Genomic DNA, 12,990 nt, shown 5'->3' with positions numbered 1-12,990 from the left:
CGCACTCATGGGACTGCTACTCGCACTCGTCGCCGGTCTGAGCGTCGCGGGCGCCTTCTACGGCACCAGGCTCTACCGCGCCGACGCCAAGCTCCCCGGCGACCTCGCCGTCGCCCTCGAGGTCGGCTCCACACGTACCAACGCCGTCGGCTCCGGCATCGACCGCCTGGGCATGCGCTACGCACCGGCGGTGCTGCGCATGATGGGACCCAAACAGGTCGACAAGCTCCGCCGGAAAATCGACATGGCGGGCAACCCCGGCGGTCTCACCGTCGACCGTTACGCCGCGCGCCGCGCCGTCTACGGGTTCATCGGCGGCCTGGGCGCGCTCGCCATGCTGACGAACGGCCAACCTTTCTTCGCCCTCCTCATGATCGCTTTCGGCATCTGGTGGGTCGACGTCGGCATCTGGTCGGCGATGCGGGAACGCAAAGCGGCCATCGAGCGCACCCTCCCCGACTTCCTCGACGTGCTCGCCGTCGTCGTCTCGGCCGGCCTCGGCTTCCGTCAGGCGCTCGACCGGGTCTCCGAGAAGTACCGGGGCCCCTGGGCGGACGAACTCAAGATCACTCTGCGCCAGATGGACATGGGCGTCAGCAGGCGCGATGCCTTCGAGCAGCTCCGCAAGCGCAACGACTCCGAGCAGGTCGCTCAGTTCGTCACCGCCCTTCAGCAGGGCGAAGAGCTGGGTGCTCCGATTGTGGACACGCTGATCGCCATCGCCAACGACATGCGGCGCACCGACGCCCAGAACGCCCGCCGCAAGGCAGCCAAGGCCGTTCCGCAGGCCACCGGCATCGTCACCATGGTCATGGTTCCCGCCACGATCCTGCTGATCGGTGTCGGCATGTTCTTGGGCTCCGGCATGAGTCTCGGCTGACCTTCCGCAGCTGCCGACAGCGCAGCTCCCAGCCCATCCGCCGCCCATCCGCCCGCCATCCGCCGCCCGACTGCGAGAGAGGACTGATCATGGCGATGCACTCCGTGTTCACCGGCCCATCGGCAGTGATCGCCATGGGCGGCAACCTGGTGGGAGGCGGGGGTGCGGCTGCTCCCGCCGCCGAACCCGCACTCCGGATTCAACTGAGCGCGCTCCAGGCCATGTGCCGGCAGGTCTTCGGTTTCAGACTGGCCATGATCGGCCTGGCCACCCCGTTCGCCCTCAGCGGTACGGCGGACGGGTGGCCCACGCTGTTCGTCGGTTCAGCGATCCTGTTCACCTTCATGGGCTCGTACCTGCTCTTCCGTGACTGGGAGCGTTTCGGGCCACTCCTCCTCAAGCATCCTGCGCTCCTCGGCATCGACGCCTTCTTCGGGGCGCTGCTGCTGGTCGCGGCCACTCCGGCGAGCCCACTGAGCTACGTCACCATCTGCACCCCCCTCCTCGCCGGGCTGGTCTACGGATGGCGGGGCGCGGGGTTCTTCACGGCGCTCACCGTCCTGGTCATTTATCTGGTCTACGCGGGCAACAGCGAACTCGACGCTTCCCTCGTCGACTCCACCCTGCTCCCCGGCGTCTGCATCGTCGTCGGAGCGGTGGGCGTGACGCTGCGCGGACTGATGCTCCGCTTCGGCACGGCGACCCAGGCCCTCAGCGACACCCGGGCCCGGCTCGCCGTCACCGAAGCGGTCGAGGACGAACGCTCGCGTCTCGCCCGCGAGATGCACGACTCGGTGGCCAAGACCCTCCACGGCGTGGCGATGGCCGCCGACGGCCTCGCCAAGTCCGCGGACCGCATGGACCCACTGACCATCAAACACCAGGCCGGACTCGTGGCCCGTTCCGCCCGGCGGGCCGCAGCGGAGTCCCGGGAGCTGCTGTCCGACCTGCGACGGCAGCGGGACCTCGCCTCCACCGGCGTGGACGTCACCGACGAACTCTCCGCCCGTACCGCCGACTTCGCCCGCCGCACTGACATGAGAGCCACGTTTCGTCAACTCGGCGACGTGCCCGTGCCCTCCGTCCCGCACGTGGTCGCCCGCCATCTGCTCACCATTGCCTCCGAGGCGATGGAGAACGCCCACCGGCACGCCCACCCCAGCTATGTCGACGTTTCCGCCGGAGTGGTCGACGGCGCTCTGTGCATCAGCGTCTACGACGACGGACGCGGCCTGCCTCCGGGCACCTCGCTCGAGGAGCTCAAGCGGGCCGGGCACTTCGGCCTCGTCGGCATGGTCGAGCGCGCCGCCGGCATCGGGGCTCGCATACGCATCGGCAAGGGCCGGGCACCGAGGGGCACCGAAGTGCGCCTGGACCTGCCCATCGCCGCCCTGCTCCCCGCCGACCCGTCCAGGGCTCCGGGCATACCAGTGAATTGATGAATTGATCCGTTCCCAACTCGAAACGAGAGGAGGCCGCTCACTATGCCGGACGAGACTTCGTACAGCTCGGGTCAGCAGAGCCTGCCCTACAGCTCGGGTCAGCAGAGCCTGCCGTCACCGCACGCGTCACAACACACGTCGGCGCCGCACGCCGTCCCGCTGCGCTCGGAGCACACACCTGCGCAAGTCCCCGTTCCCCAGCCATTACCGCCGGCGGCGGCATTCCCCGACCCCGTTCCGCCCTCCACTGCTCCGCTCCGGGTGGTCATCGCCGATGACAACCCGGTCGTACGGGCCGGACTGACGGTCCTGCTGGACGGCCGCGATGACATTCAGGTTGTCGCCGAAGCCGCCGACGGACGCCAGGCGGTCCAGGCCGCTCAGCAACACCGACCGGACGTGGTGCTGCTGGATGTCCGCATGCCCGGCGTCGACGGCATCTCGGCTCTGCCGTATCTCGTTCCGGTCGCGCCGGTGATGATGCTGACGTACAGCCGCGAAAGCGAGATCGTGCACGAGGCCCTGCGTCTCGGTGCGGGCGGTTACCTGGTGCACGGTGAGTTCACCGCGGACCAACTCGTCAGCGCCGTCAGGGACATCAAGGAGGGACGGGCCCACCTCACCACCACTGCGGCCAACGCCCTGCTGGCGCACATGCGCGGCGGCCCTGGGCCCACGGGAGCGCAGCCGCTGCAGCCGCTGCCCGAGGGGCTCGGCTACGGCACCGGTATCCCGTCTGCTGGTGGGCATCACGTACCGACTCATCCGAGCGAGGTACCCGCAAATCCACGCGAGCCCGGTGCGATTGCACACGGCATACCGCCGCAACCTTCGCAGTCCTGGGGTGTCGACACCGGCATTCATGGGGAGTCGGGTGCCTCGAGTTCATTGCATCCACAACAAGATACTTCGCATCTGCAACCGGATATGGCACAGTCGTCGTCTGTAGGGCAGAGGGGAGGCTCAGCGCCACGGACGCAACAGGGCAGTAGCAGAGACGAGTTCGGGTTGAGTTCGAGGGAGGAGGAGGTGATGGAGCTGATCTCGTCGGGTATGAGCAATCAGCAAATCGCCGCCGCCTGCTTCATCAGCGAAAAGACCGTCAAGAACCACATCAACCGGATCTTCGCCAAGCTGCACAGCGGCAGCCGCAGCGAGGCCATCGCGGTCTGGCTCGGCACGGTGCGCGGCACCGGGCACAATGGCGGAGGGACGGGAAGGGGGACGGCCGGTCATGGCTGAGCGGGGGACAGAGAACGCGGACCGCCGGGCCCATGTCGAGACCTTGGGGGCCCAACCTTCCCTTTGGGTCCGGGATTGGGCCCTGAATTGGGCCCTGGGGCCCTCTTCCGGGACTGCTGCCCGGGCGTACGTTTCTCGTGTCGAAAGCGGCCCCGGCCGGGAGGAAGCCGGAACCGCGGACAACACGACACAGACTTACGCGTCGGCCGGCGGGCGGTCGGCCGGACTTGGAGGGGAACACCATGAGCAACATCGTGCTGAAGACCGCCGTCAACACCAAGGTTCGCGTGAACGGCTGGGCGAACACCACTGTCGAGCGGATGACCCGCAAGGGCGACCAGGGCCAGACCGCGGTCGAGTACATCGGCATGCTGGTGGCGGTCATCGCGATCATCGCCGTGGTTGCCAGCATGACGGACATCGGCGACACCATTGGCCAGAAGATCATGGAAGTTGTCGGCACCGCTGGCCAGAAGGGCTGAGCATCGCGCTGAGGCGAACGCAACGCGAGGCAGGGCAGGCTTTCCCCATCTACATCACGGTGGTGGCGAGCCTGCTCTTCCTCGCGTTTGCCTATTTCGCGGTCGGTCAGGCCGCAGCCACCCGCAACGGCGCTCAAGGGGCCGCCGATGCAGCCGCGCTCGCAGCCGCCCAGGATGCGCGTGACCAGCTGACGAAGGGCCTCCTCGGTTCGCTTCTGGACCCTGACAGCTGGGAGGACTTGGTCAACGGCGAGCAGTTCGGCACCACCCAGGCCTGTGACGAGGCCCAGCGGTTCGCGGAGAAGAACAATGCGGGCTGGAAGGTGCCGGAGGGGCATTGCGAGAGGCTTCTCGACGGCCGAGAGGGCTTCAACGTCAAGGTGAAGACCCGGAATACCGTGGGCGATTCCGTCATCCCAGGCACGGAGGACAAGCGTCTGACAGCAGAGGCCACGGCGGTCATCGTGCCTCGCTGCGAGCTCAAGTCTCCGCCCGGCAAGGGCGTTGGCAACTCTGACGACCCGAAGCCGGACAAGGGCGAGGACCACAAGCCGCCCTTCTTGGAGCTCGACTGTGACGACAAGGACTGGGTCATTGACCCGGAGAACGGGGATTTCCTCCCCGACGCGGCCGACCTCTTCTCCGTGCGTCTGGACGACTGACCGACACCGATCGACCGAGCGAACAACAAGCAGAGGAAAGCAGAGATGAGTAAGCGGCAGATTTCACATGCCCGCCGTGCGGCGGCAGCGGTCACCTTGGCGGTAGCCCTCACCTTTACCCTGGCAGGCTGCGGAGGCGACGGCGAGGACGAGCAGAAGTCGGGTTCCTCGTCGTCTTCGTCCAAGGAGGACGGCGCGGAAGAGGAGAGCCGTGCGCCGCAGGAGCCTGAGACGGTGATCGCCACTCTCAAGGGCCAGAAGGACATTAGCCTGGACCTCACCTCTGCCGTCCGTGACTCTGGAGGTTTTGTCACCGTCAAGGGAGTGCTCAAGAACTCCGGCGACAAAGACTTCTATGGTACTTCCTTTTGGTCCGGTCCTGATCTCGACATCAAGAAGGGAGCCGGCGGCAGCTCGCTCGGTGGGGCCACCCTTGTAGACAAGGCGGAAAAGAAGCGGTACTACATCCTGCGCGACACGGAGAACCGACCGTTGGCCACCACCGGGATTCCGGTCATCGAGGCCAAATCCGAGACGCCTGTCTACATGCAGTTCCCGGCTCCGCCGAAGAGCACCACCGAGGTCGACTTCCAGCTCCCGACCTTCGCGTCCACCACCCTCAAGCTCACGGGTGAGTGACCGCATGCCGAACAAGACATTCCCCTATGGCCGCATGGCGCTCACCGGTTCCCTCGTACTCGCGCTGGGCGCCGTCACAGCTCCATCAGCTTTTGCCGACGGTCCCAATCCGTCCCCTACTTCGGTGGCGACAACAAAGGTTGATACCAACGACCCGGATCTGCAGCTGCGGGAGGGTGCGACGCTTGCTCCTCCGAAGGTCCTCGAGATCAAGCAGGTCGTCGGAGACGAGGGCGGGGAAGAGACCCGCGAGGACAGTAACTCCGCAGTCAAGTTCAACCTTCAGGCCGAAGTCCTCTTCGGCAAGGACAGCGCGAAGCTCAGCAGCGATGCGAACTTCCGGATCAAGCAGATCGCCGAGGAGATCAAGAAGCAGGACGCGAAGAAGGTCCGCGTCTTCGGCTTCACCGACAACCTCGGTTCGTCCGCTCACGGCGACAAACTCTCCAAGCAGCGTGCCGACGCTGTCCAGAAGGTGCTGGCGAAGGATCTCGGTTCGAGCGTCACCTTCGAAATCCGTGGTTATGGCGAGCAGTACCCCATCGCCGACAACAAGAATGAAGAGGGCCGGAAGAAGAACCGCCGCGTCGAGGTCTCCTTCCCCCGCTCCGAGGGCTCCCAGAGCTGACGCCCACGCACGCACCGGGCCGGACCCGCAATTGCCCTGCGGTCCGGCCCAGCGTTTTGTTGCGATACGACTCATCACACGAAGGGGGACCAAGCCATGAAGATGTCCATCAGCAGGACCCTGATGGCAGGGATGGCCGTCGCCGTCGCGTTCACCGCGACCGGCTGCCTGGGCATTGACGACAAGACCGCCCCCGCGAGCAGCGATGGCGGCGCTTCTCCCCTCAAGGCACAGAACGGTGGTCGCCCTCTCGCCCGGGTCACCAACCAGGACGACCTCGTGCTCACGGTTGCCGATGCCCGGCGCGGGGGCGGCGGCAAGTGGCTCACTGTCACTGGAACGATGAAGAACACCGGGTCCGAGGCATTCATCTACACCAGTCGGTGGCTTCGTAATCCGCCCGACCCTAAGGAGATACAGATGAATCCGAGCAGCCTCAGCGGGGCCACACTCAATCACGAAGCATCCAACAAGGCCTACTACGCCCTTAGAGACACTGAAGGACGGTGTCTGTGCACCTCCCGGATCGCGGATATTGCACCTGGGAAGACCGTTCACTGGACCGTCCAGTTCCCAGCCCCGCCGAAGGGCTCCTCCCAGGTCGGTTTCCAACTGCCGACTTTCCCCCTCGCTGCATTCATGCTCGGCGGGTGACCCATGAACCGTCACACCATCACCGGCATCACGGCCATGCTGCTCCTTGCGCTGGGTGGTTCGACCGGCCCGGCCATGGCGAGCGGCGCACCGCCGGAGACCTACAGCTTGTTGAGGCCGGGGAAAACCCTCGCCCCACCGGAGATCAAGAACCTGCGCCCCTTCGCCGCCGACATCGCTTCCGAGTCCGACCTCGCCGGCGGCCGACGCGAGGACACCACGCAACGGGTCAAGGTCACCCTTGGCGCGAGGATTCTCTTCGGCAAGGACAGCGCACGCCTGTCGCAGACCGCGATCGCCAGGCTGGGTACGGTTGCGGACGAGATCAAACGGCAGAAAGCCCGGCAGATCCGGGTGTACGGCTACACCGACAACCTCGGCTCTGCCGCGCACGGCGACCAGCTTTCCCGTGAGCGCGCCGAGGCCGTACGCCAGATCCTCGCCAAGGAGCTCGGTGCAGGCGTCGCCTTCGACGTACGTGGCTACGGCGAGAGGAACCCAATCGCCAGTAACGAGACCGAAGCCGGACGCGAGGCCAATCGCCGCGTCACTATCTCCTTCAAGCGGACTTCTTGACAATGATCTCCCTCTGGGAGATGCCCGTATGGCTTCTCTCCTCGTGCCACTTCCCCCGACTGTTGCCGGGCGGCAGCCGGTCCGGCGAACTCCATACGCAGGGCAGCGACCACGGCAGCACATCAATGCGTGTCATATGCCGCGTCATCTTCGCTGGCCGGTGTGCTGTTTGGGCCCGGAGTTGGGCCCTGGGGCCCAGGACGCTGCGCGAGACCGGGCCGTAGCGTGAGTGCTCTTCTCATCTCGCGTAGCGGCAAGGCTGGTTGGGGTCACGCATGTCTGCGATCGGTGGCATATCAGGTTACGGAGGCGCCTTTCCGGGGCCGGGCGGAGGGCGGCGTGAGTTGCCGCGCCCGCTCCGACTGGCGCTCATTCTGTTGCATGTCTTGTTCGCAGCAACGATGTTGGGCGGACTCGGCCTGCTCGGCTCCGCGCTCGCCACTGACGCGATGGGTGGCCGACTCATCGGTCTTGTGCTGTACGGTGCCGCGCCCGGAGTCGTGGGCTGGCTGCTCGCCCGGCGCGTCTGGACGGGTGGCAAGGGCGTGTGGACCGCCCTGCTGGCCGTACAGGTGTGGCTGATTGTCGGTGGCCTGGCCAACATCGGCGATGGGTCGGGGCATGGGTTCACCCAGCTGTTCTTTCCGACGCTAATCCTGTTCTTCCTCACTCGGGCAGAGAGCTGCGAGTGGTTCCTGCTCCCGGACCTGGAGCGGGCCGAGCGGCCGGTGCGCCGGCGCCCGCGGCGGCCGTTCAGCTTCGCTCGGATGATCCGGTGGCGTCGTGACGGCGGTCAGACGTCGGTGGAGTACATCGGGTTGGTGGTCGTGGTCATCGCGGTCATTGGGGGTCTGGTGACGGCCGGGTTCACGACCGAGATCGGCCGTACGGTCGGAGCGAAGATCTGTGAGGTCGTCGGCACGGAGTGCGGCGAGGAGAGCGGCACGCACGTCGAGGCGGGTGACGGAGCGGACACGGGGGGCGCCACCGGCTCAGGCGGCTCCGAGGGCGGTACCGGCTCGGGCGGCTCCGAGGGCGGCAACCAGGGCAGCGACGGCTCCGCGTCGGGCGGCGGCGACACGGAGACCGGCGAAACGACCGGAACCGGCGGCTCCACCGGTGGGGCGGACGGCAGCTCGACTGGCGGACCTGACAGCGGAAGCGACACCTACCCGGAGACTGGCGCCGAGCCCGAGCCCGAGGTCCCCGGGGTAGCCGTCGACGACACCGACGTGTCTGGTGGCGGCGAGGGCGACGAGGAGGACTGCGGAGGCTGGGGCTTCTTCGGCTGTGCCTGGGACCAGGGCACTCAGGTCGTCAAGGGCGTATTCGTCGACGGCATCTGGGGCGACCTCACTGGCATCGTCGATCTCTTCAAGTCCGAAACGTGGTCGGGCATCGCCGACTACGGCGGCCAGCTCGGGGACCAGTGGCTGAAGGATGCCAAGGACGCCGGAGAGAAGTGGGACAACGGCGACTACCTCGACGCGTTGACGGACTGGGGCGGAGCCTCGCTCAATACCGTGCTGAAGGTCGGCGACGACGTGTTCGTCGGCGACGAGGTGCGCGACCGCTGGAACAACGGGGAGAAGACCCGGGCCGTCACCGACGTCGTCTGGAACGTCGGATCCCTCTTCATCCCTGGCTACGACGTGGCGAAGGTCGTCGGCAAGGTCGGCAAACTCGGCAAGCTGGGCAAGATCGCCGATGATCTGGCCGAGGCGGGCGACGCGGCGCGCCGGGCCCGTAAGGCCGCCGAGGCCGGAGACGTCCAGGGCGCCCACAAAGCGGCGAAGGAGGCCGACGAGGCGGCGGACGCGGCGGAGAAGCGGGCCAGGCAGTCCGGCTGCACCATTTCTGCCCCCCAGCGCACCATCCCCTATGGCGACACCCAGGGCCTTACCGGTGCCTCCGGCGCAGGCACCACGGTCATCGCCGCCGGCCCGTCCCGCTCCCCGTACGTCATCCTCGCGGAGAGCGGCTGCGACGAGGACGCCAAGGCGCAGGCAAAGGAAGCCCGCAAGCAGGCGGACGCGGCTGAGAAGGCCGCCGACAGGGCGAAGAAGACGAGGGCGTGGGTTGCCGATGAGAATATCGACGGGCCTGCTGCTGGTAGGACGCTGAAGTTCCCGCATGCCAGGCATACCCTGTCTGGCGTCAAGCACGGCGAGATCAAGGCGAAGAACAGCGTCATATTGAAGGGTAGAGAGGCGGATGTGGAGGCCGACATCAAGGCGATTGCCGAGGGTAAGGCCAAATTCAACAAGGACACGAACCGCTATGAGATCAACGGTCGCAGCTACGGAGTCGAGGAGTCAGGGCGGATCTACCCGGACTCGGGTCCGGGAATCGTTGACATGGATCGTAATGAGTATGCTGCTCTCAAGGAGATCACCAAGGCGAATGGCGATGTCAATTCTCCGTCCCTGACGAAGAACCCACGCTTCGCCAACAATCCGGCGGCTGTGGCCAAGGCCAAGAAGGTGTATGACGGGACCTACGAATGATCTACGACTTGCTGCTGGCCGGGCCTCCGGTGCCTCCGCAGGTGCTCGCTGAGGCTCTGACTGAGGTGGTTGGGGCAGGGGCCGTCGATGTGGACGTCGCCGACACCGATGAGGATCAAAGTCAACGGGACTGGACTGCGCCTATTCTCTGCGGCTACCGCAGGCTTCGGGGTGATGTGTCGCAGTCGCTGGATGTCTATCTACTCGACGCGCTCGTCGACGAGACGCTATCTGAACGTGAGTTCGCGCAACGTCTTGCGGCAGCAGTAGGGGCGCCGGTCCTGTATCCGGCGGTGGAAGATATTCCGTCGGCCTACTGGGTTGCCACCCCATCAGGTACGTCGACGCGTGCACGACTGCTGTCGTCGGACGATGTGCCGCCTGTGCATACGATCGACGCCGTCGAGTCCCCGGTGGCGGAGTTGCCGCACGTTCGTGTAATTGATCTGCCTGAGATTGCTCGGGAACATCGACGGGAAAACCGATCGTGTTGATCGGCACACGAAGGCTCGAGTGGTACCTGAGAAGGTCGTACAGCTCAGGCAACTTTGTTCACAGTAGGTGGTCTGCCTTGCCGGCCTTGATGTCGCGGATCAGATTCCGCAGGGCCTCGCGGCTGTCGGCGAGGTAATGGTCTTCCTGTCCGGTCAAGGCGATGTAGGCGTTTCCTTCGTTGTCGGTCCCTATGCGGAAACAGTTATTTCCTTCGCCGCAGTAGGGATCTTCCCAGTTGATCTCGGCCATTTCAGGTTTCCTTTAGAGTTGACGAGCGATGTCGTGGATGAATTCCCGCGACTCGGTAGAGGGAAGTGAGGCCTTCTCCATCCAATCCAGGTGCGCGCGGTACTTGGTGAGCTGGGCTTCGGCGTGCATGAACTCTGGTCCGTGCGCGGAGTCGAGTTGTACGGTGTCGAGTTGGGGTACAACGCCATGGGCGTAGAGGAGCGCATGCCCGGCACCGGGAAAGGCCCCGACTTCCACAGGAATCACTCGCAGGTCGATGTTGTCGCGCTCGGACATGGTGCAAAGGTGGTCGAGTTGCTCGCGGGTGACCTCCTGACCGCCGAACTGCATCCGCAGGGCCGCCTCGTGGATGTACCCGACGTACTCGAGTGGAGTCTCACGGTCGAAGACTTGCTGCCTTTCCAAGCGGTGAGCCACGCGAAGCTCGATCTCCAGGCGGGATAGCTGGGGGAGTACCGCACCGAACACGGCGCGAGCGTACTCGTCAGTGTGAAGCAGGCCGGGGAGATGGACTGTCTGAGCCGTGCGGATTCGGACCGCATGCCATTCGAGTTCGGCGATGTCCTGGAGGCCAGCGGGGAGGGAGCCCCGGTACTGTTCCCACCACCCTCGTTCGCTCCGCTCGGCCATCGTCGCGAGGGCGGCCACGTAACTGTCGTCGGCACAGGCGTAGTTGCATGCAAGGGTTCGCACGCGATCAGGGGTGACCGGGCGAACTCCAACCTCCATGTTGGAGATCTTTGTGCGGTCGAGCCCCAGAAGCCCGGCAGCGTACTCGGTGGTTGCCTCGGCTGCGATACGCATCTTCCGCAGCTCGGCACCGAGCCGTCTCTGACGCTCTGTCGGTGTGGCTCTGCTCGGCATGCGGTCCCTTCTTCTGCCGATGGATGGGCTCAGTCTGCCGCGGTGCGGGTAGTAAGTCCACCGACCTGGAGGCAATTGCCTCCACTCCTCTGGCACTCGTGCCAACGCATGCTCTACAGTAAGTAACGCACCGCTCACTGCGGGCGAGTTGGAAGTGCATCACGCGGTCCTGCCCGCGTCCTCCTTTCCCTGGGAGGGGCGGTCCCGCGTCAGGGAGACAGGCCACCACTCGCCCCCGTACCGCATGACGTGAGCCACTCGTGCGCGCCGACGCCCACCTCGTACCCCCGACCCAGCAATCACCCATGGGAGTCAGTCATGTCCTTCTTGCGTACTGCCCTCTGCCCGGCCTCAGCCCCGACTGCCATGCGCCCACCCCGGCCGCCCTCTCCCGAGGATCTCGCCTGCAGCCTCACCCTCCCGGGCCAGTCGCACTGCGCGGCCATCGCCCGTACGGCAGTCCGCTCCACCCTCCACACCCACGGCCTCGACGCCTTCGCCCCGGCCGCCGTCCAGGCCGCCTCCGAACTCGTCTCCGCCGCCTGCCGTTTGACGCCCGGCGAGGACCTGTACCTCTCCGTGCGCTATCGCGCCGCTGCCCTGCGCCTCATCCTGTGGGACCAGCATCCGCATCACGTCGATCCAACCGCGGTCGCAACCTGCGAAGGGCGCCGCCGTCGAGCCCTGTGGCTCCTCGCCGCGGTGACTGAGGCCTGCGGTGGCGACTGGGGCACCGCCGAGGCACGGCCGCCACAGCAGGGCACCAAGTCGTGGGCGCTCCTGCCCCGTAGCGGTCTCGTCGCTTACGCCACGAGGCGGTGAATCAGCCTTCACCGCTGCCCAGGATGCGGTGCATCTCGGTCGGTCGCCCGCACCTCCGGACAGGGGAGGCCCGTGGCACGGCCGGATGACGCGGCCCGCTGTCAGAGGGGCCTGGCACAGTGGCGGACACTGATCGAGGGGAGTGGCAGACGATGGGTGACTTCTTCGAGCGGATCGTCGATGTCGAGGTGACCGGCGAGGAGGCCGGGCCGCTCGCGGAGCAGATGGTCGATTGGATGGTCACCGAGGGCCTGATTACGCGCGAGATGTCCAGCGACGGCGTGTACAGCCTGAACGTGGACAAGGGCTATGTGCCGGGCCCCCATTGGGCGCGGGCCGTGGCCGACTCCTCGGACCCGGACTGGCTGCCGGGCCCGGTGGCCGTCATCGTCGGGCGCGACTACCACGTAGGTGGGCAGGGAGTGGATGACGCGGAGTACGCCATCTGCCCGCGGTGCGAGACCAAGATCGTAATCATCAACTACCCCGAGAAGTTCGAGGCGGACGAGGAGGTCTGGCAACCGTTCAGGGATGGCATCGCCGCCTGGAAGGAGACGGGCGAGGGAAGTGCCCCCTGCTCCACTTGCGGTGCCTCGATCTCGGTCACCGAGTGGCTGTGGGAGTCCAACTTCGCGGTGGGCGCCCTCGCCTTCGACTTCTGGGGCTGGCCGCCGCTCTCCGTCAGTTTCTGCGTCGAGTTCAGCCGGCAGTTGAGGCACCGCACCGTGGAGCACGTAGGCAAGTTCTGAAGTATCCGCCGAGTTCTTTCGCCGCAGTCACACAGCGGATGGCTAACTGGTCCATGGCCCGGGCCAGCAACGAACCCGGTCGGCCCGGCCTCAGAGCGA

15 protein-coding genes are annotated in these 12,990 nt (G+C 66.1%); 13 read left to right on the top strand and 2 right to left on the bottom strand.

Translation table 11 applies throughout. The features are described from left to right. Positions 1 to 7 precede the first annotated feature (7 nt). The 11 genes from ACTWQI_RS25100 to ACTWQI_RS25050 all read left to right on the top strand — a co-directional run bounded on the left by ACTWQI_RS25100 (position 8) and on the right by ACTWQI_RS25050 (position 10,206). Positions 8 to 880 (top strand): DUF5936 domain-containing protein, encoded by an 873-nt coding sequence (locus ACTWQI_RS25100; protein WP_443273964.1) that lies wholly within the window; start codon positions 8 to 10, stop codon positions 878 to 880. Positions 881 to 1,014: 134 nt separating this feature from the next. Further along, positions 1,015 to 2,319, top strand: coding sequence for a sensor histidine kinase (locus ACTWQI_RS25095; protein ID WP_443274005.1), 1,305 nt, complete (start codon positions 1,015 to 1,017; stop codon positions 2,317 to 2,319). Positions 2,320 to 2,364: 45 nt separating this feature from the next. Next, positions 2,365 to 3,564: a response regulator transcription factor gene (locus tag ACTWQI_RS25090; protein WP_443273962.1), complete on the top strand. Its 1,200-nt coding sequence runs from the start codon at positions 2,365 to 2,367 to the stop codon at positions 3,562 to 3,564. Positions 3,565 to 3,806: 242 nt separating this feature from the next. Beyond that, on the top strand, positions 3,807 to 4,046 hold the full coding sequence (locus ACTWQI_RS25085; RefSeq protein WP_443273960.1) for a hypothetical protein: 240 nt from the start codon (positions 3,807 to 3,809) through the stop codon (positions 4,044 to 4,046). Between the two features lie 62 nt (positions 4,047 to 4,108). Then, positions 4,109 to 4,708: a pilus assembly protein TadG-related protein gene (locus ACTWQI_RS25080; protein WP_443273958.1), complete on the top strand. Its 600-nt coding sequence runs from the start codon at positions 4,109 to 4,111 to the stop codon at positions 4,706 to 4,708. Between the two features lie 45 nt (positions 4,709 to 4,753). After that, on the top strand, positions 4,754 to 5,347 hold the full coding sequence (locus ACTWQI_RS25075) for a hypothetical protein (RefSeq protein ID WP_443273957.1): 594 nt from the start codon (positions 4,754 to 4,756) through the stop codon (positions 5,345 to 5,347). Between the two features lie 34 nt (positions 5,348 to 5,381). Continuing rightward, positions 5,382 to 5,975 carry an OmpA family protein gene (locus ACTWQI_RS25070; RefSeq protein WP_443274004.1) on the top strand — a complete coding sequence of 198 codons (594 nt, stop codon included), beginning with the start codon at positions 5,382 to 5,384 and terminating at the stop codon, positions 5,973 to 5,975. A 96-nt stretch (positions 5,976 to 6,071) separates the two neighbouring features. Then, a complete protein-coding gene (locus tag ACTWQI_RS25065; protein ID WP_443273955.1) occupies positions 6,072 to 6,629 on the top strand; it encodes a hypothetical protein in 558 nt (185 codons plus the stop codon). Between the two features lie 3 nt (positions 6,630 to 6,632). Further along, positions 6,633 to 7,205 (top strand): OmpA family protein, encoded by a 573-nt coding sequence (locus ACTWQI_RS25060; protein ID WP_443273954.1) that lies wholly within the window; start codon positions 6,633 to 6,635, stop codon positions 7,203 to 7,205. 386 nt (positions 7,206 to 7,591) lie between these two features. After that, positions 7,592 to 9,712, top strand: coding sequence for a hypothetical protein (locus tag ACTWQI_RS25055; protein WP_443273952.1), 2,121 nt, complete (start codon positions 7,592 to 7,594; stop codon positions 9,710 to 9,712). After that, on the top strand, positions 9,709 to 10,206 hold the full coding sequence (locus ACTWQI_RS25050) for a hypothetical protein (protein ID WP_443273950.1): 498 nt from the start codon (positions 9,709 to 9,711) through the stop codon (positions 10,204 to 10,206). Before ACTWQI_RS25055 ends, ACTWQI_RS25050 begins: the two co-directional genes overlap by 4 nt. 58 nt (positions 10,207 to 10,264) lie before the next feature. Here the strand turns inward: ACTWQI_RS25050 and ACTWQI_RS25045 are convergent, their stop codons facing one another. After that, the gene (locus ACTWQI_RS25045) at positions 10,265 to 10,456 is read right to left on the bottom strand and encodes a hypothetical protein (protein WP_443273949.1); all 192 of its coding nucleotides are present in this window, start codon (positions 10,454 to 10,456) and stop codon (positions 10,265 to 10,267) included. A 12-nt stretch (positions 10,457 to 10,468) separates the two neighbouring features. After that, positions 10,469 to 11,320, bottom strand: a complete 852-nt coding sequence (locus tag ACTWQI_RS25040) for a DUF5753 domain-containing protein (RefSeq protein WP_443273947.1) — start codon at positions 11,318 to 11,320, stop codon at positions 10,469 to 10,471. A 366-nt stretch (positions 11,321 to 11,686) separates the two neighbouring features. On the opposite strand from ACTWQI_RS25040, the gene ACTWQI_RS25035 reads away from it, so the two are divergent. Together ACTWQI_RS25035 and ACTWQI_RS25030 are read left to right on the top strand one after the other, a co-directional pair. Further along, the gene (locus ACTWQI_RS25035; RefSeq protein ID WP_443273945.1) at positions 11,687 to 12,142 is read left to right on the top strand and encodes an ATP-binding protein; all 456 of its coding nucleotides are present in this window, start codon (positions 11,687 to 11,689) and stop codon (positions 12,140 to 12,142) included. 152 nt (positions 12,143 to 12,294) lie between these two features. After that, on the top strand, positions 12,295 to 12,891 hold the full coding sequence (locus tag ACTWQI_RS25030; RefSeq protein WP_443273944.1) for a hypothetical protein: 597 nt from the start codon (positions 12,295 to 12,297) through the stop codon (positions 12,889 to 12,891). The last annotated feature ends 99 nt before the right edge of the window (positions 12,892 to 12,990 follow it).

Source organism: Streptomyces sp. KR80 (genome assembly GCF_052245555.1).
GTDB lineage: Bacteria > Actinomycetota > Actinomycetes > Streptomycetales > Streptomycetaceae > Streptomyces.
The sequence above is the reverse complement of the archived record's forward strand: the minus strand, read 5'-3'. Positions and strand labels throughout refer to the sequence as shown.

Excerpts from the sequence above, each read along its gene's own strand:
- ACTWQI_RS25100 (WP_443273964.1), top strand. The coding sequence starts at position 8 with ATGGGACTGCTACTCGCACTCGTCGCCGGTCTGAGCGTCGCGGGCGCC.
- ACTWQI_RS25095 (WP_443274005.1), top strand. The coding sequence starts at position 1,015 with ATGGGCGGCAACCTGGTGGGAGGCGGGGGTGCGGCTGCTCCCGCCGCC.
- ACTWQI_RS25090 (WP_443273962.1), top strand. The coding sequence starts at position 2,365 with ATGCCGGACGAGACTTCGTACAGCTCGGGTCAGCAGAGCCTGCCCTAC.
- ACTWQI_RS25085 (WP_443273960.1), top strand. The coding sequence starts at position 3,807 with ATGAGCAACATCGTGCTGAAGACCGCCGTCAACACCAAGGTTCGCGTG.
- ACTWQI_RS25075 (WP_443273957.1), top strand. The coding sequence starts at position 4,754 with ATGAGTAAGCGGCAGATTTCACATGCCCGCCGTGCGGCGGCAGCGGTC.
- ACTWQI_RS25070 (WP_443274004.1), top strand. The coding sequence starts at position 5,382 with ATGGCGCTCACCGGTTCCCTCGTACTCGCGCTGGGCGCCGTCACAGCT.
- ACTWQI_RS25065 (WP_443273955.1), top strand. The coding sequence starts at position 6,072 with ATGAAGATGTCCATCAGCAGGACCCTGATGGCAGGGATGGCCGTCGCC.
- ACTWQI_RS25060 (WP_443273954.1), top strand. The coding sequence starts at position 6,633 with ATGAACCGTCACACCATCACCGGCATCACGGCCATGCTGCTCCTTGCG.
- ACTWQI_RS25050 (WP_443273950.1), top strand. The coding sequence starts at position 9,709 with ATGATCTACGACTTGCTGCTGGCCGGGCCTCCGGTGCCTCCGCAGGTG.
- ACTWQI_RS25045 (WP_443273949.1), bottom strand. The coding sequence starts at position 10,456 with ATGGCCGAGATCAACTGGGAAGATCCCTACTGCGGCGAAGGAAATAAC.
- ACTWQI_RS25040 (WP_443273947.1), bottom strand. The coding sequence starts at position 11,320 with ATGCCGAGCAGAGCCACACCGACAGAGCGTCAGAGACGGCTCGGTGCC.
- ACTWQI_RS25035 (WP_443273945.1), top strand. The coding sequence starts at position 11,687 with ATGCGCCCACCCCGGCCGCCCTCTCCCGAGGATCTCGCCTGCAGCCTC.
- ACTWQI_RS25030 (WP_443273944.1), top strand. The coding sequence starts at position 12,295 with ATGGGTGACTTCTTCGAGCGGATCGTCGATGTCGAGGTGACCGGCGAG.